The sequence below is a fragment of the Vreelandella subterranea genome, from assembly GCF_900111305.1.
In the GTDB taxonomy this organism is placed as follows: domain Bacteria; phylum Pseudomonadota; class Gammaproteobacteria; order Pseudomonadales; family Halomonadaceae; genus Vreelandella; species Vreelandella subterranea.
In genome coordinates this window covers 1-24,920 of sequence record NZ_FOGS01000006.1, presented here as the reverse complement: position 1 = coordinate 24,920, position 24,920 = coordinate 1, and the positions used below count along the sequence as shown (strand labels likewise).

Annotated in this window: 25 protein-coding genes and 1 tRNA gene; 2 read left to right on the top strand and 24 right to left on the bottom strand. The window is 58.1% G+C overall.

The genetic code is table 11. From position 1 onward, the window contains the following. Positions 1–18: 18 nt before the first annotated feature. The 12 genes from BMX75_RS09760 to BMX75_RS09705 form a co-directional block, all read right to left on the bottom strand. Positions 19–675: a YfgM family protein gene (locus tag BMX75_RS09760; RefSeq protein WP_092827480.1), complete on the bottom strand. Its 657-nt coding sequence runs from the start codon at positions 673–675 to the stop codon at positions 19–21. 82 nt (positions 676–757) lie between these two features. Continuing rightward, entirely contained in the window at positions 758–2,053 is a 1,296-nt protein-coding gene (gene hisS / locus BMX75_RS09755; protein ID WP_092827478.1) for a histidine--tRNA ligase, read from the bottom strand. A gap of 35 nt (positions 2,054–2,088) precedes the next feature. Continuing rightward, positions 2,089–3,204, bottom strand: coding sequence for a flavodoxin-dependent (E)-4-hydroxy-3-methylbut-2-enyl-diphosphate synthase (gene ispG, locus BMX75_RS09750; protein WP_066321885.1), 1,116 nt, complete (start codon positions 3,202–3,204; stop codon positions 2,089–2,091). A 7-nt stretch (positions 3,205–3,211) separates the two neighbouring features. Continuing rightward, positions 3,212–4,237, bottom strand: a complete 1,026-nt coding sequence (locus BMX75_RS09745; protein WP_092827476.1) for a RodZ domain-containing protein — start codon at positions 4,235–4,237, stop codon at positions 3,212–3,214. Positions 4,238–4,284: 47 nt separating this feature from the next. Next, positions 4,285–5,022 carry a type IV pilus biogenesis/stability protein PilW gene (gene pilW, locus BMX75_RS09740; protein ID WP_092827474.1) on the bottom strand — a complete coding sequence of 246 codons (738 nt, stop codon included), beginning with the start codon at positions 5,020–5,022 and terminating at the stop codon, positions 4,285–4,287. 96 nt (positions 5,023–5,118) lie between these two features. Continuing rightward, the gene (gene rlmN, locus BMX75_RS09735) at positions 5,119–6,297 is read right to left on the bottom strand and encodes a dual-specificity RNA methyltransferase RlmN (protein ID WP_092827472.1); all 1,179 of its coding nucleotides are present in this window, start codon (positions 6,295–6,297) and stop codon (positions 5,119–5,121) included. A 91-nt stretch (positions 6,298–6,388) separates the two neighbouring features. Continuing rightward, positions 6,389–6,814 carry a nucleoside-diphosphate kinase gene (gene ndk / locus BMX75_RS09730; RefSeq protein ID WP_066321880.1) on the bottom strand — a complete coding sequence of 142 codons (426 nt, stop codon included), beginning with the start codon at positions 6,812–6,814 and terminating at the stop codon, positions 6,389–6,391. 156 nt (positions 6,815–6,970) lie between these two features. Continuing rightward, a complete protein-coding gene (locus tag BMX75_RS09725; protein ID WP_085918432.1) occupies positions 6,971–7,297 on the bottom strand; it encodes a HesB/IscA family protein in 327 nt (108 codons plus the stop codon). Positions 7,298–7,336: 39 nt separating this feature from the next. Further along, positions 7,337–8,494, bottom strand: a complete 1,158-nt coding sequence (locus BMX75_RS09720) for an IscS subfamily cysteine desulfurase (protein ID WP_092827470.1) — start codon at positions 8,492–8,494, stop codon at positions 7,337–7,339. Positions 8,495–8,534: 40 nt separating this feature from the next. After that, complete coding sequence (gene iscR, locus BMX75_RS09715; RefSeq protein ID WP_092827468.1) at positions 8,535–9,002, bottom strand: Fe-S cluster assembly transcriptional regulator IscR; 468 nt, start codon at positions 9,000–9,002, stop codon at positions 8,535–8,537. Positions 9,003–9,078: 76 nt separating this feature from the next. Continuing rightward, complete coding sequence (gene cysE / locus BMX75_RS09710) at positions 9,079–9,939, bottom strand: serine O-acetyltransferase (RefSeq protein WP_092827466.1); 861 nt, start codon at positions 9,937–9,939, stop codon at positions 9,079–9,081. Between the two features lie 125 nt (positions 9,940–10,064). Next, positions 10,065–10,853: an RNA methyltransferase gene (locus BMX75_RS09705; RefSeq protein WP_092827464.1), complete on the bottom strand. Its 789-nt coding sequence runs from the start codon at positions 10,851–10,853 to the stop codon at positions 10,065–10,067. A gap of 142 nt (positions 10,854–10,995) precedes the next feature. Between BMX75_RS09705 and BMX75_RS09700 the strand changes: the two genes are divergently transcribed. Then, entirely contained in the window at positions 10,996–11,790 is a 795-nt protein-coding gene (locus BMX75_RS09700) for an inositol monophosphatase family protein (protein ID WP_092827462.1), read from the top strand. Between the two features lie 122 nt (positions 11,791–11,912). Here BMX75_RS09700 and secF read toward each other — a convergent pair whose 3' ends face one another. From secF to queA, 5 genes are all read right to left on the bottom strand, one after another. After that, positions 11,913–12,839, bottom strand: coding sequence for a protein translocase subunit SecF (secF, locus tag BMX75_RS09695; RefSeq protein WP_092827460.1), 927 nt, complete (start codon positions 12,837–12,839; stop codon positions 11,913–11,915). 34 nt (positions 12,840–12,873) lie between these two features. Then, positions 12,874–14,724 carry a protein translocase subunit SecD gene (gene secD / locus BMX75_RS09690; RefSeq protein WP_092827791.1) on the bottom strand — a complete coding sequence of 617 codons (1,851 nt, stop codon included), beginning with the start codon at positions 14,722–14,724 and terminating at the stop codon, positions 12,874–12,876. Between the two features lie 133 nt (positions 14,725–14,857). Beyond that, complete coding sequence (gene yajC / locus BMX75_RS09685) at positions 14,858–15,184, bottom strand: preprotein translocase subunit YajC (protein ID WP_092827458.1); 327 nt, start codon at positions 15,182–15,184, stop codon at positions 14,858–14,860. A gap of 70 nt (positions 15,185–15,254) precedes the next feature. Continuing rightward, positions 15,255–16,373 (bottom strand): tRNA guanosine(34) transglycosylase Tgt, encoded by a 1,119-nt coding sequence (gene tgt / locus BMX75_RS09680; RefSeq protein ID WP_092827789.1) that lies wholly within the window; start codon positions 16,371–16,373, stop codon positions 15,255–15,257. 58 nt (positions 16,374–16,431) lie between these two features. Further along, a complete protein-coding gene (queA, locus tag BMX75_RS09675) occupies positions 16,432–17,463 on the bottom strand; it encodes a tRNA preQ1(34) S-adenosylmethionine ribosyltransferase-isomerase QueA (RefSeq protein ID WP_092827456.1) in 1,032 nt (343 codons plus the stop codon). A 113-nt stretch (positions 17,464–17,576) separates the two neighbouring features. On the opposite strand from queA, the gene BMX75_RS09670 reads away from it, so the two are divergent. After that, positions 17,577–17,663: transfer RNA gene (locus BMX75_RS09670), tRNA-Leu, on the top strand. 73 nt (positions 17,664–17,736) lie between these two features. Here BMX75_RS09670 and BMX75_RS09665 read toward each other — a convergent pair. The 7 genes from BMX75_RS09665 to BMX75_RS09635 all read right to left on the bottom strand — a co-directional run. Then, a complete protein-coding gene (locus tag BMX75_RS09665; RefSeq protein WP_092827454.1) occupies positions 17,737–18,726 on the bottom strand; it encodes a phage integrase in 990 nt (329 codons plus the stop codon). Further along, positions 18,726–20,018: a hypothetical protein gene (locus tag BMX75_RS09660; RefSeq protein ID WP_092827452.1), complete on the bottom strand. Its 1,293-nt coding sequence runs from the start codon at positions 20,016–20,018 to the stop codon at positions 18,726–18,728. Before BMX75_RS09660 ends, BMX75_RS09665 begins: the two co-directional genes overlap by 1 nt. A gap of 67 nt (positions 20,019–20,085) precedes the next feature. After that, positions 20,086–21,480: a secretin N-terminal domain-containing protein gene (locus tag BMX75_RS09655; RefSeq protein WP_092827450.1), complete on the bottom strand. Its 1,395-nt coding sequence runs from the start codon at positions 21,478–21,480 to the stop codon at positions 20,086–20,088. Beyond that, a complete protein-coding gene (locus tag BMX75_RS09650) occupies positions 21,461–22,522 on the bottom strand; it encodes a zonular occludens toxin domain-containing protein (protein WP_092827448.1) in 1,062 nt (353 codons plus the stop codon). The genes BMX75_RS09655 and BMX75_RS09650 overlap by 20 nt, the downstream gene beginning before the upstream one ends. Continuing rightward, positions 22,522–22,872, bottom strand: a complete 351-nt coding sequence (locus BMX75_RS09645; RefSeq protein WP_092827446.1) for a DUF5455 family protein — start codon at positions 22,870–22,872, stop codon at positions 22,522–22,524. Before BMX75_RS09645 ends, BMX75_RS09650 begins: the two co-directional genes overlap by 1 nt. Beyond that, positions 22,873–24,390 carry a hypothetical protein gene (locus BMX75_RS18070; protein WP_175474724.1) on the bottom strand — a complete coding sequence of 506 codons (1,518 nt, stop codon included), beginning with the start codon at positions 24,388–24,390 and terminating at the stop codon, positions 22,873–22,875. A 181-nt stretch (positions 24,391–24,571) separates the two neighbouring features. Beyond that, a partial coding sequence (locus tag BMX75_RS09635) for a transposase (protein ID WP_139197159.1) occupies positions 24,572–24,920 on the bottom strand: 349 nt, incomplete at its 5' end.

The window sequence follows — 24,920 nt, the reverse complement described above, 5'->3', positions numbered from 1 at the left end:
ATGTTGAAAACCGGGATTTCATTGAGCTGTCTCCTCAGCGCCGAGATCGTCAAGCTTGAACTGCACGCCGTATAACGGCTGGCCTTGCTGCTGCGCCAGCTCGAGAGCATCCTGCCAGGCGTTGCGAGCCTGGTCGTGCTGGCCAAGTGCCATGTGAGCGTCGCCTCGCACGTTGGCTTGCTGGGCTGCCAGGGATTCGGTAATCGGTTCATCGAGTAATTCGAGCGCGCGTTCGGGGTCCTCGTTGGCAATGGCAAGACGCGCTAACCGCAGCCAGGCAAGGCTTTGTACATAGCGCCGCGAAGAGGATTCGGCCACCTGGGTAAGCGACGCTACGGCGCTGTCAAGATCATCCTGCTGGACAGCCAGGCGGGCATCAAGCAGCAAGGCCAACTCAGCGTACAGGGTGCTGTCGTGCTCACTGACAATCTCGTCGACCATCTCACGGGCTTCGCTGAGCTGGTCGCCTACGAGCTCATTGCCGACGGCGAGGCTAACCAACTGCTGATAGCGTACTGAGGCCGCCTCGGCTTTGTCGGCTTGATAATCCTGCCAGGCGTTCCAGCCGAATACGCCGGCTGCCGCCAGTGCAGCGCCAGCGATCAGCGACGTGCCGTTTTCTTTCCACCAGCGCTTGATCACGTCCAGCTGTTCGTCTTCGCTTCTATCCGCCACGGGCGGTCTCCTATTCAGCAATAACCGCCGCTTACGGCAACGGTCATGATGGGTTGAGAGGCAGGCCATGCCTGCCACCCGTTTATGGTGTGTTGGGCAGCCGCTCGCTGAGCGTGTGGGCCAGCATTGCCTGGGGAACGCGTTGCTGTGCCTGGTCGTCGCGCAGGGCCTTGAGCGTGACGGTGTGCTCGGCTATTTCGTCTTCGCCAAGCAGAAGGGCATACGCGGCACCGCTTTTATCGGCTTTTTTCATGCGGCTCTTGAAACTGCCGCCGCCGCAATGCAGTTGCAGGCGAAGCCAGGGCAGTTCACTGCGAAGCTGCTCGGCCAGGGTGATCGCGGCGACCGTCGCGGTATCGTCCATCGCCAGCAAATACACGTCGCTGCCCGCTTCGTCGGGGATTAAATCAAGGGTCTCGAGCAGCAGGATCAGGCGTTCAACACCCATGGCAAAACCAACTCCTGGAGTGGGTTTGCCGCCCAACTGCTCGACGAGGCCGTCGTAGCGGCCGCCAGCGCATACGGTGCCCTGGCTGCCCAGCGCTGTCGTGGTCCACTCAAAGACGGTGCGCGAGTAGTAGTCGAGACCGCGAACCAGCCGCGGGTTGATGACATAGGCAATACCCGCCGCGTCGAGCATGGCTTTTAGCTGCTCAAAGTGGGCCTGCGAGGGCTCGTCGAGGTTATCCAGTAAGCGTGGTGCGCCGTCGAGCATCTCCGCCATGGCAGGGTTCTTGGAGTCGAGAATGCGCAGCGGATTGCTGGTCAGCCGCCGCTTGGCGTCCTCGTCGAGGACGTCGCGGTGCTGCTCGAAATAGGCGACCAGCTTGTCGCGGTAAGCCGCGCGGGCTTCGCTTGAGCCCAGCGAGTTAAGCTCGAGGGTGACATGCTCCATCAGCCCCAGCTCTTTCCACAGCCGAGCAGAGAGCAGAATCACTTCGGCATCAATGTCCGGGCCTTCAAAACCGTAAGCCTCGATACCGACCTGGTGAAACTGGCGGTAGCGGCCCTTCTGGGGCCGCTCATGGCGAAACATCGGCCCCTGGTACCACAACCGCTGGGTCTGGTTGTACAGAAGCCCGTTTTCCATGGCCGCGCGTACGCAGCTGGCGGTACCTTCGGGACGCAGGGTAAGGCTGTCTCCGTTTCGGTCTTCGAAGGTATACATCTCCTTTTCGACAATGTCGGTGACTTCGCCGATGGAGCGTGCAAACAGCGCCGTCTGCTCGACGATCGGCGTGCGGATTTCCGCAAAACCGTAACGCTGCATCAACTGGCGGACTATTCCTTCAAAAAATTGCCAGCGAGGGCTCTCGCTGGGCAATAGATCGTTCATGCCTCGAATGGCTTGAATTTTTTTTGCTACAGACTTGCTCAAGGCAAACTCCCTGGGTCGGCTATCCCGCGTCGTGCTTAAACGCTGCGGGCGATCGTGTTGTCTTCCTGCTGCTGTTTTTCACGTACTTTGTCGCGGATCAGCCGCTCCAAGTCATCGACAAGGTGGTCGTTGCGCAATTTGCTGGACGGCTTGCCGTCGATATACACCAGATTGGCGGGGCTGCCGCCGGTCAGGCCAATGTCGGTTTCCTTGGCTTCGCCAGGCCCGTTGACGACACAGCCAATGACCGACACGTCAAGCGGTGTCATGACGTCTTCCAGCCGTTCTTCAAGCTGGTTCATGGTGCTGATGACATCGAAATTCTGCCGCGAGCAGCTTGGGCAGGCAATAAAGTTGATGCCTTTGGAGCGCAGCTTGAGGCTCTTCAGCATGTCGTAGCCGACCTTGATTTCCTCCACCGGGTCAGCCGCGAGCGAGACGCGAATCGTATCGCCAATGCCATCCATCAGCAGCATGCCAAGGCCAATGGAGGATTTGACCGTACCGGAGCGTAGTCCGCCGGCTTCGGTAATGCCCAGATGTAGCGGCTGTTCAATGCGCGTTGCCAGGTCGCGGTAGGCGGCCACGGCCATGAACACGTCCGAGGCCTTGACGCTGACCTTGAAGTCGGGGAAATCCAGGCGATCCAGGTAGTCGATATGGCGCATCGCCGATTCGACCAGGGCTGCCGGTGTCGGTTCGCCGTATTTCTTCTGCAGGTCTTTCTCGAGAGACCCCGCGTTCACGCCGATACGGAGGGGAATGCCGTGCTCGCGAGCCGCGCTGACCACCGCGCGGACGCGGTCTTCCCGACCAATGTTGCCAGGATTGATGCGCAGGCAGTCAACGCCCAGCTCGGCCACGCGCAGGGCGATTTTATAGTCAAAGTGGATGTCGGCGACCAGCGGCACGTTGGCCTGGCGCTTGATTTTGCCAAAGGCCTCGGCAGCGTCCATGTCGGGCACTGACACGCGAACGATATCAGCCCCGGCTTTCTCCAACTGGGCTATTTGCGCAACGGTCGCCTCGACGTCCAGTGTGTCCGTGTTGGTCATGCTCTGAACGGCGATGGGCGCATCTCCGCCAACGGCAACGTTCCCCACATGGATTTGGCGCGAAGCCCGGCGCTTGATGGGCGAATGAGCGTGCATAAGTCGGTTACTCTCCCAGAGTGAAGCGAGCCACGTTGTTGGCGCCTGCGCGCGAGGTCAAGTCGACGTCTTCGCCTTGATAGCGCATTTCAACGCCAGTGACGTTGCCCACTGTGAGCCGGAACGGTGGCTGACCTTCGACACTGGCAGACGTGCCAGGTTCTTGAAGTCCTACCAGCACGCGCTGGTTGTCAGCATCGATAATTTCGGTCCATGACTGTTCGTTGAAGGTCAGCGTCAGAAGGTTAGGGTTGGCGTCGTTGCTGCCGTCATCGTTGCTGCTGTCATCATCCTCGCTATCCGTTGTTGCCAGATTGTTGGCCTGAGTCGCCTCATCGCCATCGGCCAGCGATGCAGGGTCAGGCTCGGTTGAGGAGGTATCGTTACTGGTTTCGCTGGTATCGTCTGCGGTGCTTTCAGCGGCAAGATTGCTCTCTGCTGTGCTGGTGTCATCTTCAGCGACCAGGTCGTCAAATGTCGGTGCTTCTTCTTCGGGTTCGCTGGACGAAACAGCCGGTTCAGTCTGCGTGGGCTCGCTGGATAAATCCCCTGCCTGATCCTGCTCTGCGGGTGCGTCCATTGATGACGATGAATCCAGGTCGGGGAGCTCGCTCCCCCCGCGGCTCTGCCACCACATGACGGTAACGGCAATCAACGCCACGATGACCAACAACGTGACCAGCTTGAACAACCAGGCGCCCAGGCGTGAGGGCGGCTTGGTGACGGCGACCGGCGTGACTTTGCGCTCAACATCGGCTTCGCCAAAGCGTGCCCGGTAAGCTTCAAGTATCTGTCGCTCATCAAGGTCAAGATACTTGGCATAGGCGCGCAGATAACCGCGGCGATAGGTCACCACCGGGATTTCGCTGTAATCATCGCGCTCGAGACCATCCACGACGGCAGGGCGCAGGTTCAGCGCCCGAGCGGCATCGTTCAGGTTGATGTCGAGTTGTTTACGTCGGCGGGCCAGCAGCTCGCCGGGGGAGTCATTAACGTCTGGGGTATCGCTCGCTTGTGACAGTGTCTCGCTCATGGCTGAGCATCCTTCATTAAATAATCGGTGATCAGGGCATCCATCGCTCAATTGGCTCTCAACTGACGTTGATAGTCGGCCACAGCGGCGCGATCGCCTCGGGCTTCCGCAATATCAATGGCCAGCGTCAGCGCCTCCTGGCTCGGCCCGGCAAGCTGCAGGTGCATTTGCAGCGGTGACCATGCCTCGGCGTAATTGCCCTGTGAATATTCGAGTTCAGCTAACATTAAATAACCGCGTGGGTTGCGCGGGTCGATTTGTTGCGCGCGTCTAAACTGCTCGCGCGCTAATTCTGTTTCGCCCAGGGCCATATAGCATTGCCCCAAGTTGGCAAAAAGCTGGGTGCGATTATCGTACTGGGCATCCCGGGAAGCGACTTCCAGCTGGTTGCAGGCGGCTTCCACTTGCCCCTCTTGGTAAAGAAACGCGGCGTAATTGTTACGCGCCCGGGTAAAATCAGGTGCCGTCTCTATCGCCCGCTGGAAGTGCTGGTCAGCCAGGTTGCTTTCGCCTTGGCGCTGGTAGACCAGCGCGATGGCCTGCAGCGCTTCTGCGTTGTCGGGGGCGATCCCGAGCGCTCGGTCCAGGGCATTGAGGGCTCTTGGCAGGTTGTCGCGCTCCAGGTAGGCAACGCCCAGCTGAGTATAGGCAGAGGCGGCCTCGGGTGTTGACGGCGAGGAAGGTACATTGGAGGAAGAGGCACAGCCGGCTAGCCACATGCTGCCGACCAGCGCGGCGAGCAAGGGCACCCGAGATGGGTGGTAAAGCCTGCGGTGACACATCATGTAGATCCTCGCAAGGTAACAGTAAAAAGAGGTATCGCTAAATTAAACCGTGTCCATCAAAGCGCTGTGTCAACCGGAAGTCAAGAAGACGTCTCATTAGTCAGCATCCAGTTGAATCGATTGGATATAGCGGGCACTGCGTTTGGTGCGATCCTTCACCCGACCGACAAGCTGTCCGCAGGCGGCATCAATATCGTCGCCGCGCGTCGAGCGAATGGGAGCAGTGTAGCCTAAGTCGTGCAGCCACTGCTGGAAACGCATCGTCTGGTTCCGCGATGGTGTTTCATACCCGGAGTGGGGGAACGGGTTGAACGGAATCAAGTTGATTTTACAGGGTAGCTCGTCAAGCAGCGCTGCTAACTGCTCGGCGTGCTCTTGCTGATCATTGACGTCTTTGATCAGGGTATATTCGATGGTCACCAGCCGGTTTTCGGGGCATTTGGCCAAATAGCGGTGACAGGCATCCATCAATGACCGGATATTGTACTTGCGATTCAGCGGCACGAGTTCGTTGCGCAGCTCATCGTTGGCGGCGTGAAGCGACACCGCCAGGCTGACGTCGAGCTCGTCGCCGAGTTTGTCCAGCATGGGGACCACGCCCGAGGTGGAGAGCGTTACCCGACGCTTGGACAGGCCATAACCGTCGTCGTCGAGCATGAGTTTCATGGCCGACACGACGTTGTCGTAGTTGAGTAGCGGCTCGCCCATGCCCATCATGACCACATTGGTCACCGGCCGATTGGCGGTGTCCCGGCGTGGCCCGACGCTACGCTGGGCGACCCAGACCTGGCCGATGATTTCAGCGGCGGTGAGGTTACGCTGAAAGCCTTGCTTGCCGGTGGAACAGAAACTGCAGTCCAGCGAGCAGCCGACCTGCGACGAGACGCACAGTGTGCGGCGCTTGCCGTTCTCGGCGGGGATCAGTACGGTCTCGACGTAGCTGCCGTCCTCCACTTCCAGCACCCACTTGCGCGTACCATCGCTCGAGGTGCCCTCGTAGATCACCCCCGGACCGCGGATCTCCGCTACCTGGGCGAGCTTTTCCCGCAGCGGTTTTGACAGGTTGGTCATCGCCGAGAAGTCGTCGCACCCTTCGATGTGAATCCACTTCATCACCTGGGCGGCACGGAATTTCTTTTCGCCGATAGAGACAAAAAAGGCCGCCATTTGCTCACGCGACATGCCCAACAGGTTTTGACGCTCGGGCGTCGCTTGCGCGCTGGGCGTTTGTTGGGGGGCAGAGCTAGGCGTATGTTGGGCTACGGTGGTGGTCATGGCGGTCAGCGTATAGGGAAATGGCGGGGGCGAGAGGCCCCCGCGTAAATGGCCGGCAACAGACGTTGAAACGGCGGCGCTACCTTCGAGGTTAGCGCGGGCAGATTTCGTCGTTGCTGAAGAAGTAGTTGATTTCGCGCTCGGCGCTTTCCACAGAGTCAGAGCCATGGACAGCGTTGGCGTCGATTGTTTCCGCAAAATCGGCGCGAATTGTGCCAGCGGCGGCTTCCTTGGGGTTGGTGGCCCCCATCAGGTCGCGATTTTTGGCAATCGCACCTTCGCCCTCAAGCACTTGCACGACAACCGGGCCTGAGGTCATGAAACCGACCAGGTCCTTGAAGAACGGACGCTCTTTATGTTCAGCGTAAAAGCCGCCAGCTTTTTCTTCAGACAGGTGCAGCATTTTCGCGGCGACCACGCGCAGCCCGGCGTTTTCAAAACGGGCGATGATCTCGCCAATGGCGTTTTTGGCTACGGCGTCGGGCTTGATGATGGATAGCGTGCGTTCAGTTGCCATGTTCAGCGTCTCCTGAAAGGATGAAAAAGATTGCCGCCCCGGTGGACCGGGGCGGTACAAAAAAGGTGCCGTCAGCCATCTTGGCTAACGAGTGGCGCGATTATAGCGCTTAAGCCGGGGGATGAATACCGCCCTGCCATGAGCCTGTAACGCGCACTAGACGGTAAAGCTTTCGCCGCAGCCGCATTCGTCTTTTACGTTGGGGTTATTGAAACGGAAAAAGCGATTCAGCCCTTCGTTTACGTAATCGACTTCACTGCCGTCGAGCATCTCCACGGCGTCCGGGGCAACGTAAACGCTCGCCCCATTGGCTTCAAAGCGAACGTCCTCGTCGTTCACCTGGTCGGCGAAGTCCAGTACGTAGCTATAGCCCGAGCAGCCGCTGGGCTTGACGGAAACGCGCAGGCCCAGGCCTTGACCGCGTTCGTCGAGCACTTGTTGGATCTGCTGGGCGGCAGCTGGTGTAATGTTGAGTGTGGCCATTGAGGCGTCCTCCTGTATGTAGTCAGCCGCTTAGCGCTGCTAAGCGCGCAGCCCGCTCACCGCGTGGCGGATGAGCGTTATGGCGTGGTCGATGTCAGCCTCGGTGGTAAAGCGTCCGAAGCTGAAACGAATCGACGAGAGGGCAAGACGTCGTGGTACGCCAATGCCAAGTAATACGTATGATGGATCTACGCTGGCAGAGTTGCACGCAGAACCGGTAGAGACGGCGACGTCGCGCAGCCCCATGAGTAGCGATTCACCCTCCACGCCTTCAAAGGCGAGGTTCAAGATGTTGGGGACTGCCCGGGAAATAGGGGTATTGGCATAGACACCGTCCAGCCCCTCCAGGCCTTTTAAAAAGCGTTGCTGCAACTGGGTGATATGCGCCTGATCTGCAGCCTGTTGCTGCTGTATCAGGTTAAAGGCTTCGCCCATGCCGGCAATTTGATGCGTGGGCAGGGTGCCGGAGCGCATGCCCCGCTCGTGGCCGCCGCCGTGAATCAGCGCTTCGAGGCGGATATCCGGGTGGCGTTTCACGTAGAGCGCCCCCACCCCCTTCGGTCCGTAGGCCTTGTGGCCTGACAGTGACATCAGGTCCACCTGCTGGGCGGCTACCGAGAGCTCGATGCGGCCGACGGCCTGGGCGGCATCGCAATGGAAAACCGCGCCAAACTCATGGGCCACGGCGGCCAGGGCAGCGATGTCGTTGATGCTGCCGAGCTCGTTGTTGACCGCCATCAGTGAGACCAGCGCGGTGTCATCCCGCATGGCCTCCCGCAGTTGATCGGGCTGGATGCAACCGTCCGGACCCGGAGAAAGCCAGCTAACCTCAAAGCCCTCGTGTTCAAGCGCCCGGGCGGTGTCGACAATCGCCTTGTGTTCAATGGTTGACGTCACAAGGTGCAGGCCGCGTTCGCGATTGGCGCGCATGAAGCCTATCAGTGCCAGGTTGTCGGCCTCTGTAGCACCGCTGGTCCAGACGATTTCACGTGGGTCGGCGCCGATCGTATCGGCCACCTGGCGACGTGCCTGCTCCACGGCCTGCTCCGCCTGCCAGCCGAGCATGTGGCTGCGCGAAGCGGGGTTGGCAAACAGCTGATCCACGGTCAGGTAGCGCTGCATCACCTCGGCCACGCGCTGGTCGACCGGCGTCGTGGCGGCATAATCAAGGTAGATGGGAAGCGAAGCAGCAGTCATCGTGGTCATGTACCTGTGGTGGAAAGAGGTCGCTTGATTATCAAGTTGACGAAGCAAGAATACCCGCTGCGACCCGTTGCTGCTGGCGTTCGGCGATCTGCATTACATCAGGTCGCTGCATCAATTGAGCCAGCGTGACGTCGTTGAGAAAATGGCGTATCTGCGCCGATAGATCACACCATAAATGGTGTGTCAGGCAGGTATCCCCCTGCTGGCAGTCTGAAAGCCCCTGGCAGCGTGTGGCGTCAACGGTCTCGTTAACCGCGTCAATCACCTGGGAAACGCTGATGCTGTCAGGCGCGTGGGCGAGGAGATAACCGCCACCCGGCCCGCGCACGCTATTCACCAGCCCGTAACGGCGCAGCAGGGCAAACAGCTGCTCAAGATACGACAGCGATATTTCCTGACGTTGTGAAATATCGCTAAGGCTGGTGGGCCCATGCTGGGCATTGAGTGCCAAGTCCAGCATGGCGGTTACAGCGTAACGCCCTTTGGTAGTCAAACGCATGACAGGTACCTCGACGCCGGTGGCTCAGCGCTAACGGCAAATGTTCCGCCATTATGGGAAAGCCCGAGTGCTTTGGTCAACCATTACCCGATGAGGCATCCTGCTCGGTTGAGGCCGCCGGAGAGGTACGCTTGCCTAAACCTGAGCAGGCACCGTCTGCCTCATCCAGAATGTCGGCGAAATCCTCGTCGCGCAGCGCTGGCAACTGACCGTCGCGATAGCTGGCATCCAGTTTGCGAAGCGTCGAGCACATACGTTCGATGCGTTCGTCCACGGCGTGCATGTGATCCAGCATGGCCTGCATGGAGCGGGCAACCGGGTCGGGCATGTCCTCGCTCACGCCGTAGGCATCAAAACCAAATTTCTGGCAGATGGCCTCGCGGCGAGCCGGGTCGACGTCGAGGGCTTCTTCCACATCCGGGTCGGCACGCTTCACCACCTTGCCCGGAATGCCGACCACCGTCGCCCCGGCCGGCACTTCCTTGGTGACCACGGCATTGGAGCCGATTTTAGCCCCCGCACCGACGGTAAAGGGGCCGAGGATTTTGGCACCTGCGCCGACAATCACGCCATCGCCCAGCGTCGGGTGGCGTTTGCCCTTGTGCCAGCTGGTGCCCCCCAGGGTGACGCCCTGATAGAGCGTCACGTCATTGCCCACGATGGCGGTCTCGCCAATCACCACGCCCATGCCGTGGTCAATAAAAAACCGCCGCCCGATGGTCGCGCCGGGATGGATTTCGATGCCCGTCAGCCAGCGACCGAATGTCGACATCGAGCGCGATAGCCACTTGAGGTTTTTTTGCCACAGCCAGTGACTGCAACGATGCAGCAGCAGCGCATGAAGCCCAGGGTAGTTGGTCAGTACCTCAAGAAAGTTGCGGGCGGCCGGGTCGCGCTCAAAGACGCTGTTAATATCTTCACGCAGGCGTTGAAACATGGGGATCCCTTGGGCGTTGGCAGTTCGATTTGTCACCGGGCGGTTTTGACCCGCATCGCAGGGTAATCAAGCGCATTAGACGTCTGATATTGGGGGCACTTGGCGCTCTCTTCAAGTCTAGCGCCTCACTCACGGGGTTGCTTGTGCTGCGTCGCCTTTTCAGTGGCGGATAAAATCCCGCGTAGGATATTCATTTCCATCTGTTCAGGACGGGCGCGAAGATAAAGACGCCGCAGGCGCGCCATGAGCTGGCGGGGCTTCTCGGGGTCATGGAACCTGATGGTGATCAGCACGCGTTCCAGGTGCTCGAAATAGTTTTCAAGGGCCGCATGGGACGCGAGATCATCGTCTGCCTGGGACACCGTGACCGGTTGAACAGTAGCGGCTGGTCCGCTGGCGCTGGGTTCATGGCTGGCTTGAGACAGCCAGGCCATGCGGCATTCGTAGGCGAGCACCTGAACGGCGGCCGCCAGGTTGAGCGAGCTGAAATCGGCATTGGTGGGGATATGCACGTGTGCATGGCAGCGCTGCAGCTCGGCATTGGTCAGGCCGCTGTCCTCGCGGCCAAAGACCAGCGCTACGCGAGAGTCGGCCGGCTGGCATTCAGCAGGCAGACGATCAGCCAGTTCGCGTGGGGATAGCATGGGCCATGGCAGGGTACGGGACCGGGCGCTGGCGCCCACTGCCAGCGTACAGTCCGCCACGGCGTCTTCAATGCTGGCGAATACCTGGGCGCTGTGGAGCAGGTGGTCGGCCCCCGAGGCGCGGGAAATGCTGTCTTGGGTGATGATGTCGCAGCGCGGCGCCACCAGTGCCAGGTCGGCGAGCCCCATATTATGCATGGCGCGGGCCACCCCCCCGATATTGCCAGGATGGCTGGTGCCAATAAGTACAATGCGGACACGCTCAAGCATGATAGGACCCGACCCCTGAAAGCGGAAAAGGCTCAGTTTAGCATGAGTCGATAGCGTGCCCGATAGCGGTCTGCTAGAATTGCGCGCCAAAGGCGATGTCTACGCCTAACGTTCTTTAACATCACTGTGACAAGGCCCAACCATGAATCCGATGGTCCAATTTACGCTGCGCGCGGCGCGTAGCGCTGTTGAGCATTTTTTGAAGGTGCGTGAGCGCATTGAAAATGCCCACGACGAATTCAACCTCGACAAGTTGCTCGAAGACACGGCGCGTAAAGCCGAAGGTACGATTGTTCAGCAGCTGGAGCGTGGCTATCCCCAGCACGGCGTGATCGGTCGTTACACGGCCTTCAAGCCCGGGCAGGATGAAAGCGAAGATATCGTCTGGAAAATTGAGCCGTTGCACGGCTACTCCAACCTGGCCGTGGCGGGTAAGGGCTTTGCGCTGTCAGTGGTGTGTTTGATTAAAGGGCGTCCCGAGCATGCGGTGATTATCGCCCCCTTTGCCGATGACGAGTACATCGCCAGCCGCGGCCGCGGTGCCCAGCATAACGGTAAGCGTATGCGGGTTAGCCAAGCCAAGGCGATCAGCGCGACCCGTCTGGCGATGAGCCTCCCAGAAGCATGGCTACGCCCCCGTCATTTACCTGCCTATCTGACCATTACCCAGCAGTTGGCTCCCCAGATAGACACCCTGGTAGCCACAGGCAGTGGACTCTTGGATATCTGCGAGTTGGCGACTGGACGGGTCGACAGTGCCTTTGTGCTGGGCCTTGAAGAGCAGGATCTTCAAGTGGGCAGCCTTTTATTGAAAGAAGCGGGTGCATTGATGGGCACCCCGGACGGGCAACCCAACGTGAAAGCCGAAAGTCAGCTGTTGGCGGCGGGGCCGCGTCTGTATAAATCGATTATCAAACAGCTTGCGCCACACGTTTAAGTTCTAACATCTAGATTTAATGCTCCCCTCCTAGACCCGATTATCAAGATACGGTCATCAAAACAAAACGCCCCTGCCGCGGAAGCGGCAGGGGCGTTTTGTTGGAAGCGGAATCTGCCTGATCAGGGCAATTCTTCCTCTTCTTCGTCGGTTTCTTTCTGGGGGGGAATCAAGTCTTCCCGCGACAGTTTGAGCGGTAGCAGCAGTGCGCCGGAGACATAGATGGATGAAAAGGTCCCTACCAAGACACCCACGAGCAGGGCGATGGCGAAGTTCTGGATCATATCGCCGCCCAACAACAAAAGGGCCAGGAGTACCAGCAGGGTGGTACCTGAGGTGGCCAATGTCCTCGAGAGCGTGGCATTGATCGCATCGTTGAAGATTTGCGGCATGTCATCGATGCGTGACATGCGGATCTCTTCGCGCATGCGGTCGTATACCACAATGGTGTCGTTCAGCGAGTAACCAATGACGGCGAGAACTGCGGCCAGGACTGTCAGGTCGAAATCGAGCTGAAAGACAGCAAAAAAGCCGATTACGATAATCACGTCGTGCATCAGGGCAAGCAGCGCGCCGATGGCAAACTTGTATTGAAAGCGGAATGCCACATAGAGCATCACCACGCCAAGCGCCACCAGTAGTCCCATGCCGCTTTGGTCGCGTAACTGGTCACCCACCTGGGCGCCGACGAATTCAGCGCGCACCAGGTCGACGCTTGCGCCATCGTCCCTCAGCAAGGTGACGACCTGATTACCGATATCCGGGTCGAAGGCTTGACGCAGGCGTATCAGGACTTCGTTGGAAGCGCCAAAGGTTTGTACCGCAACGTCTTCAAAGCCGTTGTCTCGCAGCAGTTGCCTTACTGTGTCGAGGGTAGGGGCTTCGGCATAGCGCACTTCAATCAGGGTGCCGCCGGTGAAGTCCAGACCTAGATTCAGCTGCTGGAAAAAAATCGCGCCAATCGACACGATCAGCAGGACGGCAGCGACAACGAACGCCAGTTTGCGACGCCCCATAAAGTCGATTTGCCGTTGTGTTAAAGGTTTCATGACCACCTCGTGAAATCTGGGCTGAGCATTGGCATTAGATCCACAACTTTTTGACGGGCTTACTGCCATAGGTCAGGTTGACCATGGCACGCGTCACCAGCAGTGCGGTAAACATCGAGGTCAAAATACCGATGGACAGGGTGACGGCGAAGCCTTTGACCGGGCCGGTGCCAATCGAGAACAGAATGATGGCGACCAGCAGTGTGGTGATGTTGGCGTCGACGATCGAGGTGAATGCACGCTCATAACCCGAATAGATGGCTTGCTGAACCGACATGCCATTGCGCAATTCTTCGCGTATTCGCTCGAATATCAGTACGTTGGCGTCGACGGCCATGCCCAGTGTGAGCACGATGCCGGCAATGCCCGGCAGTGTCAGCGTGGCGCCCAAAAGCGACATGGCAGCCACCAGCAACGTCAGGTTCAGCGCCAGCGCGATATTGGCAAAAATGCCAAACACCTTGTAGCGAATCAGCATGAACAGGGCGACCAGCAACAGGCCAATCTGGACCGATAGCAAACCGCGTTCGATGTTGTCGGCCCCCAGGCTTGGCCCGATAGTGCGTTCCTGCACGAAGTAGATGGGGGCGGCAAGCGACCCCGAACGCAGCAGTAGAGCAAGCTCGGCGGCTTCGGTGGGTGAATCAAGGCCGGTAATGCGGAAGCTGTTACCCAGCGCGCTCTGGATGGTCGCCAGACTGATCAGGCCGCGTTCCACATAGGGTTCGCGCACCGTCGTCTCTTCGCCATCTTCTATCACCGTGCGATCTTCGGTCTTGTGCTCGATGAACAGCACTGCCATGTTGCGCCCGATATTGCTGCGCGTGGCGCGGTTCATCAAGGTGCCGCCGGTACCATCCAGATCGATGTTGACCTGTGGGCGACCGTTTTCGTCAAAGCTGCGGCTGGCGTTGGAAACACTATCGCCGGTGACGATGACGTCGCGCATCAGATCGGCCGAGCGTGATGGCTGGTTACGGAAGCTGAAGGTTTCCGTCTCGTTGTCAGGGGTGTCGGGGCGGGCCTCCAGGCGAAACTCCAGGTTGGCGGTCGCCCCCACGACGCGCTTGGCGGCCACCGTGTCCTGAACGCCGGGCAGCTCGACGACGATTCGGCTGGGCCCCTGGCGTTGTACCATCGGCTCTGCGACACCGAGCTCGTTCACCCGGTTACGCAGCGTGGTCAGGTTCTGGTTGATCGCGTAATCCTGGATTCCATTGACCAGGTCGTCAGTCAATGTCATGACGAGGCGTGCCGCGCGGCCTTCTTCTTCGTTGCTGTATTCAAAGTCGGGGAACTCGCGGCTGATCAAGCGGCGTGCTTCATTGCGATCCTCCTCGCTGGCAAAGTCAATCGACAGGCTGCGCTCGTCTATCTCGGTATTGCGATAGCGAATTCTCTCGCCACGCAGCATTTCGCGCACGGCGCTGGCATTAACTTCCAGCCGCTGGGTCAGAGCCGCTTCCATGTCCACTTCCAGCAGGAAGTGAACGCCGCCGCGCAAGTCGAGGCCTAGCGTCATGGGGGAGGCAGAAAATGCCTGCAGCCAGCCGGGGGTGGCTTCGGCAAGGTTAAGGGCCACTGTGGCATCATCACCCAGTACATCACTGGCGATTTCCTGGGTGCGTAGCTGATCGTTGGGATCAGGTAGCCGGATAAGCCACTGCTGGTTGGTTTGTTCGATGGATTTGACAGCAATGCCGGCTTCATCGAGGGCGTTTTCGACACGCTCGATTTCGCTCTCACTCAGCGTTTCGCCGGTTTCGGCGCTACTGATCTGGACGGCGGGATCTTCGGGAAACAGGTTGGGAAGTGCGTAGATAAGGCCGGCCACTAAAACGGCCAGTATCAAGAGATACTTCCACAGGGGGTAACGGTTGAGCATGCAAGCCCTGCCTTCAATTACAAACGGAATGCTGTGCGCAGATACACTGGGCACGGCAAGGTTCACCATCGTGGATACCATGTCACCCCTGCCGGGATGGCTGGCATTAAGGCAGGGGTGCTACATCATTACATTAGATGGACTTGATGGTGCCCTTTGGCAGTACGGCGGCAACGGCGTTTTTCTGCACGTTGACTTCGGTGCCTTCGGCGATTTCCATGGTCAGAAATTCATCGCTCACCTTGGTGATGCGACCTACCATGCCGCCGCCGATGACGATTTCATCGCCTTTGTCCAGGTTGCTGATCAATTGCTTGTGCTGCTTCGCGCGCTTGGCCTGGGGGCGCCAAAGCAGGAAGTAGAAAATCAGCACAAAACCGACCAGCATCACGATTTGCGCAATACCACCGCCAGCACCGCCTGCTTGGGCGTGGGCTGGTGAGATAAAGAAATCCAGCATTGCAGAGAACTCCTGGGTTATAAACTCAATGAATGAGCAAGAGAAAGCGCCCGCTTAATACGCGCGCCGATTAATTCGCAAGGGGAGGCACCGGCAGACCGCGCCGCGCATAGAAGCCTTCCACAAAGTTGGTCAATGTACCCGCTTCGATTGCCGCGCGCAAATCAGCCATCACCCTTTGATAATATCGCAGATTGTGGATGGTATTGAGCATTGAGCCAAGCATTTCGTTGCAGCGGTCAAGATGGTGCAGGTAACCACGTGAGAAATGTTGGCAGGTATGGCAATCGCAGTCTTCTTCAAGCGGCCGGGTATCAAAGCGATGGACAGCGTTGCGGATCTTGACGGTACCGTCAGCGGTGAACAGATGGCCGTTACGCGCATTGCGCGTGGGCATTACGCAGTCGAACATATCCACGCCGCGGCGTACGCCTTCCACCAGGTCTTCGGGCTTGCCGACGCCCATCAGGTAACGGGGCGTGTCGTCGGGCATCCAGGAGGGCAAATAGTCGAGTACCTTGATCATTTCGTCCTTGGGCTCGCCCACGGATAAACCGCCGATCGCCAGCCCATCAAAGCCGATATCGAGCAATCCCTTCAACGAGCGTTCACGAAGTTCAGGGTGCATGCCGCCCTGGATGATACCGAACAGCGCCGAAGGAGAGTCGCCATGGGCGTCTCGCGAACGCTTGGCCCAACGCAGCGACAGTTCCATGGATTTCTCGGCTTCTTCGAACGTCGCCGGGTAAGGCGTGCACTCGTCGAAGATCATCACCACATCGGATCCCAGCGAGCGCTGAACCTCCATGGACTCTTCCGGGCCCATGAACACTTTGCTGCCGTCCACCGGCGAGCGGAAATGCACGCCTTGCTCGGTGATTTTGCGCATCTCGCCCAGCGAGAACACCTGAAAACCGCCGGAGTCGGTCAAGATCGGCTTGTCCCACTGGGCAAAGTCGTGAAGGTCTCCATGGGCTTCGATGACCTCGGTGCCGGGGCGCAGCCACAGGTGAAAGGTATTGCCCAGGATGATCTCGGCGCCGATCTCTTTGACGGACTCGGGCGTCATGCCTTTTACCGTGCCGTAGGTGCCCACCGGCATAAAGGCAGGTGTTTCGACCGTCCCGCGCGGGAAGTGAAGGCGACCCCGGCGCGCGCGACCGTCCTCGGCCAGGCGCTCAAAGCGCATAAAGCATTCGTTTCGCATCGTTGTTACTCGTTCAGAAAGCGGTTAAAGCGCGACATGATCAGCGGGTCAGCAGCATGGCATCGCCATAGCTGAAAAACGCATAGCGCTCGTCAACCGCCGCTTGATAGGCGTGCATGATGTTATCGTAACCTGCGAATGCCGAGACCAGCATTAACAGTGTTGATTCGGGCAGGTGGAAATTGGTGATCAGCGCATCCACGCAGCGCCATTCATAGCCCGGATAGATGAAGATATCGGTATCGCCACTGAAGGGGGCAATTTGATTGTCTGGGCTCTTGAGGCAGGCGCTCTCCAGGCAGCGCACGCTGGTCGTGCCCACCGCAATCACCCGCTTGCCCGCTGCCTGGGTGGCGCGCACCTGCTGGCAGGTGTCCTCTGAGACATCAATCCATTCGCTATGCATGTGGTGCTCAAGAATATTGTCCACGCGCACCGGCTGGAAAGTGCCAGCGCCGACGTGCAGGGTCACGAAGGCGCTGTTGATCCCTTTTTCCGCCAGCGCATCGAGCAGCGGCTGATCGAAGTGCAGGCCTGCCGTAGGCGCTGCCACCGCACCATCGCGCCGGGCATAGACGGTTTGATAGCGCTCGCGGTCGCTGAGCTCGTCTTCCCGGGTAATGTAGGGCGGTAGCGGCATATGGCCATGCTTTTCCAGCAGCGCAATCATGGGCGTATCGCCTAAAAAGCGCAGTTCGAACAGCGCATCACGACGGCCTTCCACCACGGCGTGAATATCACCTTCAAAGACCAGCTCGGTGCCGGGCTTGGGGGATTTGCTCGATCGGATATGTGCGAGGCCACGGTGGGTATCAAGGGGGCGCTCAAGCAGCATTTCCACCTTGCCACCACTGGCTTTCTGGCCGTGCAGGCGCGCCGGGATCACTCGCGTGTCGTTGAACACCAGCAGGTCGCCGGGCTCGAGAAGCTCAAGCAAATCCGGAAAACGGCGGTGTTCGAGCGCACCGCTCTGGCCATCCACGCACAGCAAACGGCAATCGCTACGCTGTTCAGACGGGTAACGGGCGATAAGCTCGTCGGGTAGCTCAAAATGAAAATCCGCACGCTGCATGAAAAAGCTCTATATCGGTGACCAAACGGGCGGCATAGGATAGCGCTTTGTGGCGATAAAGTCAGTCAATGTGATTGACCTAGAAGGTGATCTACGTATAATGCGCACCCATTGCCGGTGTGGCGGAATTGGTAGACGCAGCGGATTCAAAATCCGCCGCTGTAACAGGCGTGCCAGTTCGAGTCTGGCCACCGGCACCATATATATCAAGGGCTTAGCGTTCATCGCTAGGCCCTTTTTCATTGCTGGTACTTCGAAAGTGTCAACAAAGTGTCAACAGAGCTTTGGCGCGTATTTGATGGCATCGGCTAAATGGTCGGGCGAAAGGTGTGCATAACGCATCGTCATGGCAATCGTTCTGTGACCGAGAATTTTCTGCAGGGTTAACACATCGCCACCGTTCATCATGAAGTGACTGGCGAAAGTGTGACGGAGAACGTGGGTTCTCTGGCCCCTGGGAAGTTTTATTCCTGCCTCAATCACCGCAGCGGAGAACGCTTTATAAGCGTCGGTGCGGAAGACCCTACCGATCCGTGGCCCGTGTTGGGTGAGAGCTTTATAAAGTTCCTCGCTCAGCGGTATGGTGCGATTGCGACCGTTTTTGGTGCTGGTGAAGGTGACACGGCCATTCCTTAGCATTTCCGCTCTTAGGGTCTGGGCTTCGCTCCAGCGGGCTCCTGTCGCAAGGCAGAGGCGTGTAATGAGCGCAACGTCTGGGTTGTTGGATGCTTCGAGTACGTTCATAAGTTGACGTAACTCTTCATCGGTTAGGTAGGTGAGTTCTTTTTCGTCCAGGCGCAACGGCTGCATTTTGGCGAAGGGGTTGGCTGTGTTCCATTCGCCTAACCGGATGAGCTGGTTAAACACCGCCCGTAAGTGCGCATGGTCATGATTGACCGTGTTGGGTGTGATACCCGCTTCAAGGCGCTTTTGACGTAGTTCTGAGGCATCAACAGGGGTGATCGTGGCCGCCGTTGGGTTGCCCATGATATCGGCCAGGTTATTAAGCTGTGAATAACGGCGTTTACCGTCTTTCAGAGAGCGGCCATGGTAGTCATACCAGAGTTTGACCAGGTCTTTTAAGGTGCGACGGTCACGTTTTGGAGTGATGTAACTTTCACCCATTGAAGCCTTGGCCAATACCTGACCTTCAAAACGCTTTGCTGCCGCCTGAGTAGGCAGGATTTTTCGGACACGCTTTCCATACCGACCTTCGGGCATTATGTCCACTTTCCAGCCGTTTTTGACCTTCTTGATGCTCATTACGCGGCTTTCCCTACCAATCGTCGCTCAATCAGCTTCTGCTCCACGATCTGCCTGAATTGGCCGGAGTCGACGCCCCTTCGTCGGTAGTATTCGGCGAGGTCTTCCCACATGCCGGAACGTTGGAGGTAGCGGACGGCTTCGTGGGTACGAAAGCCTTGGCGGGCGTAAATGCTGATGAGGTTGCCAAAGGCCAGGGTGACGTTCTTTTCGTTGCCGATGCCCGGGGCTTTGCGCGCACGTTTGTACATGAACGACGGTTCGTGGCAGTAGAAGCGGGCGTCTTCCTGCATGACCTGCCAGGCGGGATCGATCAGGTTGCGGCGAGTGTCCAGGCGGTAGGACTGCATGGCGGTGCGCCAGAGACCGGAGAGGTGGGGTACCACGTCAATGAAGCGGTTAAAGCCGTGGGAGGCGTCCAGGACTTCGCCGGTATCAACGTTGCATGGCACGCCCTGGGCATACTCACGCAGCACGGATTGGTGAAAACGTAGCTCGATACGCCAGACGGTTGCCTCAGGGTCATAGGCGGGGCTCAGGTCATCGTTAACGGCGTGTTTCCAGATGCCTTCCCAGAAGTGCGTCTTGTCGCGGTGTTTGGCTTCCAGGGTCTTATTATAAATCGCGCATTGCAGCGCCCCTGCCGTTCCGAACATATAGGTTTCGCCGCGGCCGTAGGTGGTGGCAATGCTGCCGTGGGCAAACTCCAGGTCTTCGATGCCGTCAATGCGCATGATCTTTTTGGAGCGGGTCACGAAGCGCTGCATAAAGTCGGTCGGGGGTTCCCAGCCCTGGACGTCAAGCGCCAGGTGAATGGCACAGCCAGCAGGCTCGACGTAGGCGAGCATGTGCGCGGCGATGTTGTACATGAAGTCTTGGCACTGCTGGGGGCTGCGCTCCTGGATGAAGTGCGGGGAGAGCTCAATTTTCAGGTGGGTGCCGATGTTCTCCACCTTGGTATGCCGTGCCTGGAAGAAAACGATCACGCCTAGCTCGTTGTTCTGGAGGCGGTAGCGGAAGCCTGAACCGGCTGCGCCGGCCCCGACTGACCATGTGACGTCGAACAAGTCCATGGTGGCCCCTTTGCCTTTGTTGTAGACCCTGATGATCTCATCGAACTGGTACAGGCAAGGCTTGCCCTGGTACAGCTGACGTACCGTGTCCACGCCTGCGTTGAGCAAGCGAAGGCTGTCTAACTCACGCTGACCCGCCGAGCTGATCAACAATTTTCCAAACGGGTCTTGCTCGCCTTTCTGAAGGGAAGCAATCGAATAACGGTTCCAACGCTCCATGAGTTTCTTCCTTAACTTTCAAAATGCTGAAACGTGCTCTAGTGAGCCAATAACTCGGGTTTGGTTGTCACTCTGCGAGACGTGTTACAGGGCGGGTCTCGACCTCTTGATACCAGCGAGTAGTCACAAGACCGGCCACGGATGAAGTGGCGTTTTGGTCGGTGACGCGCTGGTTCGCATCAAAACGAGGGAGAACCGTTGCCTGTAACAGCACATGGAGATTGGTGCGTTGGGAACTTGTGGATTCGTTCTTAAACAACCGTCCGGCGAGGGGGACCTCTGATAAGCCTGGCACGCCGGAGACCTGTGATCGGTCGTCCTGTGACGAGAGGCCGCCTAGTAAGAGGGTTTGGCCGGATTGGATTTGAACGGTGGTATTGATTTGCCGTTGGTTGGTAATGATATCAGACGCCACCAGGGAATCGGTAAGCGAATCGGCCGACGTGGTGATATCCATGATCACCAGGCCCGAGGCGGTAACCACCGGCAGCACATTCAGGCGTATGCCCACATCACGGCGCTCGATGGTCTGGAAGGGGTTATCCACGTTGGCAGATTCGCCCGTGACGCGACCGGTGACGAAGGGGACATTCTGGCCAATGGAGATAATGCCGCGCTTGCCGGAGAGGGTCAGAATTTGGGGTGTGGATAACACCTTGGAGGTGGAATCACGCTGCAAGGCGTTAATGGCAAACGCCAATACATTACCGTCGAAGATCCCGAAGGTGGCGCCGGTACCGCTTAATGAGGTGCCCAGGTTATCGGTATTAAAGCCGCCTGCCACGCTGCTACCGGTGGCCTGTCCCAGCGACACGCCTAAATCGAAGGTGTCGCCGTCCGTGGTTTCGAAAATCACCGCCTGGATCAAGATTTGGGGGTGTGACACGTCGATATCGGGCACCAGGTCTTGCAGCTGGGCCAGTTGCTTCTCTGGGCCTTTTGCCAGGATGGCATTGGAGGCGTGCAGCACTTGAACACGCGGTTGAGTACCGTCCCCTGATTGCTGCGTTAAAAAGCTAGTGATCAAGGGGGCGATATCGTCGGCGCGCACGTTATCGAACGGGAACAGGTGGGTGGCCTGGGGTTCGGGTGGTTTTTCTAACGTGGGCGGTGAGGCGATCACGTCACGAGGATCGGTCGGACTGTCAGCGCGTTGCGACTTGGACGCCTGACTGCTGGGGGCCACCGTGGGCGGATTGCCGGGCAGGATGGTGTAACCGTGGCTGTTAAGCACGCCCTGGAAGAACTCATCCAGTTGGTGGTCCGCCACGTCGGGCGCGTAGACGGTCAAAGTGCCGGTGGCCTTGGGGTGAATGGCAAGCGGGGTATCGGTTTGCTCGACGTACCAGCGCACAAAGTCCCGAATATCGGTGTCCTGCATCTGCACAGGCGTAGCGTGTGCGGTGATCGAAAGGGTGGCCAGGGTGAAACCGGCGAGGGTGTTAGCAGCGAATTTCAGCATGGGAGACTCCATTTTCTACGCGAACAAGGCAGGCGCTAACGGGGACGATGCGAAAGCCTTGGCGGGCGAGATCGTCGGTGGTTAGGGTCTGGTGGTCGCTATCAATGAGGCGGTAGGTAATTTGATCGCCGAGCTGGGTAAAGCTGGCGATGCGGGTGTTGCTCAGGTCGGGCAATTCAGGCGGTGCAGGGGGTGGCGTGTCGTCCTGGAGCGCGTTCACACGGTCGGCGACCAGGACCGAGACAGTAAGGAACACGCCCAGGGCAAACGACGCCAAGGAGAGAAACGGGCGGTTAAAGCGCTTCCAGTAGATGCGCGTCATCTTCATGTAGAACCTCGCATCCCGAGGCACGCGAAACATGCCGTGGGTGTACCAGGGCGGCAACAGCGAATACGTGCCGTGGGGGTAGTTGTCGGAGAAGGCTTGTTTGGTGTCGTAAGCGGGGTAGAGGGCACGGCCGGTGTAGGTCCAGCGTTCCACGGTGAGGCTTTGCGGCGAGTCGCCGTATTTGACGATGCCCAGGTGAACCTTGGGCAGTGGCATTTTTTTGCCCATGAACAGGGAGTAAAGCGCGCCGACAAAGGGGACGGTGACACGATCCAGGCGGCGGCAGTACACCACGTGTTCGGCGAGTGCGACGCGGGCTTGCTTGTCCATGATCGACAAGTCTTGGATCAGGAAAATGATATCCCAGCCGAGTTTGCGGGCATGCAGGAACCAATTGATCACGTCCTGGCGGCTTTTATCGTTCCAGGAACGGGCGTTGAACCAGGTACCGCACTCATCCAGCACTAATAGGCCGTTGTTGCTTTCATCGTAATCCTCGGTACCGGTGCCGATGGCCTTCAAGTCGGCCAGGACCGGTTTATCAGGGATGCGAAAGCAGCGGGTTTGTTTGGCCTTTTCGCCAAGCAGCTGATCCAGGTTCAAGTCCAGGTTGGTGGCCACCTTGCAGCCCTGGACCAGTTTGTCCTTGATCTTGCCCACGGCGACCAGGGTTTTACCGGCACCGAGTTTGCCGGTGACGACGTAGACAGCCATTAGAGAACGGGCCTCCCTTGTTCCCAGTCGATCAGCTGCTTTTTCTGCTGGAAGACCCACATGGCGATCTTGCTGCTGTAAATCGCGGCCATGCAGGCTTCGAAATTGTTTGGTTTAATCGCGCCGATGCCTTGAGCAAGCTCAGACGGAAGGGTCGCGCTCAGGCCGTTGATAATCGCGGCCAGGGTGCCCCCCAGGGCGACCAGGAGCGTGATATACAGCGTTGTCCAGACCAGCATCCCCGCGAGGCGGTTGGTAAAGCGGGCGGCGATGCGGGTGATCAACCATTCCAGGACGCGGGAGAAAAAGCCGATAATCGCGCCCATGCCAAGTAATGCGGGTAAAGCCATTTAGGCGGTCCTCTGACTGGAGCGGAAAAAGGTGTCCACGACGCTAACGACCGTCCAGAAATAGACGATCCAGGTCAGCCATTGCTGAATGGTGGTGAACGCACGACAGGAAATTTCCATGGGGCCAAACTGCATGGGGGTGCAGCTGCCGGAGGGGAGCGAGGGCAAGCGGGAGGTAACCTGTTCAGCAATGCCGGAGGACTCCCCATCGCCGATTTGATCCATCAAGCCGCGTACTTCGTCGTTGTACTCGGCTTCCTCCTGGTTAACACCGTCCAGGGTGTCGTCCATGCCGGAGGAATCGAACAGATCATCACCGCTGCCCAGGTCTTCGGTGAGTCGGTTGGCAAGATTTTTCACCATGCCTCTACCGATCTCCTGAACGCACCCAAGAAGTCCTTTATCATCTGTGGCCGCCGAATGACCGTCTTCGGTGGGGCCGTCCTCTTCGTAGCACACACTAAGGCCGAGCGCGCTGGTCAATGATTTACCGAGCCCTTCAAATAAACCGGATACCTCCTCGGTTTGTTCGCCTATTGCGTCGTCTATGCCGGTAGTGACGGTATCGCCTAAGCTTTCGAGGTCGTCTGAGATGGCATCGCTTTGACCCTCTATGGCGTCAGTCAGGGTTTCCGTTTGTGCTTCTGTCGCCGCATTGAGATCATTGGTCTGGCTATTCAGTGAACTGGTGACATCGTTGGAAAGCGCATTGATAGCGTCTTGATTGGATTGGCCAGCGGAGCCAATGGCTTCGATAATCCAAGATTCATCGAACTCGAAATCGGGAACGGTTGAGCCACCACCGGAGCCACCGCCGTTATCAGAATCATCATTGTCAGAACCGCCGTCACTCCCGCCTGAGTCATTACCACTTGAACCGCTGCCGTTATCGTCGCCAGGGTTATCAGGGTTGGTAGGATCGGAGCCACCACTGTTGTTATCGCCACCATCGGAACCGCCACCAGAGCCACCGCCTGAACCACCACCACTGGACGGTTTGGAATGGACAGTTCCATTGTCATCAACGTAGGAGAAGTAATAGGGGGCAGACTCCCAATCGACCATGTAGTCAGTGTCGCCGATGGTGACGCAGGAGGAGTTATCAGAACAGCTAGAGTCGCCCAGTGGAGTTAAGTAATCGGGGGTATTAAATTCAGTGACGGAAAAAGTGCCGTCGGAACCTTCAGAGGGCCAGCCGTTATTTAAAACTGAGTTTGTGGCAACACCTGCTTCATTCGTTGAAGTCGATTCAATTGAAATAACACATTCACCCGAAGAATCACAAGCTTGAACACCACCACTAGATGATGCTGAAACAGAACAAGCACCGCCATGAGTTTTAAAAGAGCCACCCGCAGCTAGAGCATTCGCTGAATCAGCGCTTACACGGATGGTTGTTCCATTATCGCTAGAGCATTCTTCGTCTGTTTTAGGAGGAAGGTACGAACGGTTTTCATCGTAAAATTCGTCAGATTTAAGTTCATAGCAATGATCAGAAGAACAAGGGAAACGCTGCAAACCGAAAGAACAGACGCCATAATCACATTCAAACCTGCAAGTATTCGAAGTAGCAGAAATAAATCTACCAGGGCGCCCAGCGCTACAGGTTGCAGCAGGCGAACTAGAAGGCCAGTTTCTTAACTTGGTTGCAAAATATCCCGTATCAGCTGAAACAGAATGAGAAAGGCTCTTCGTCACTTCATGTGGATTTGGCCTGATCGAATAGCCGGCCCACCGGGCTGCCAATCAAGTGGATCATAGCGATGAAATTAGCCTCGTTTCGATAGCCACGTGCACGTGACCGAGCCGCTTGAAAAAGACCGTTCATCCCTTCCAGTCTCGCGTTCGTCAGTCCCGAGTGCCAGCGCCTGACCACCGCGTCGGCGTGCCGCTCAAGGGTCGCCAAGGCCTTTCCCATCGGCTTCAGTAGTGGCTTTTCAGACACCGCCGCCTGCATGACCTTGAGGTAATTAGTGATGCGCCATCGAGCCGCTCTGGGCGTCGGGGCCTTCTGGATCCAGCGTAGCTTTTCCTTGATCACCCAGGCA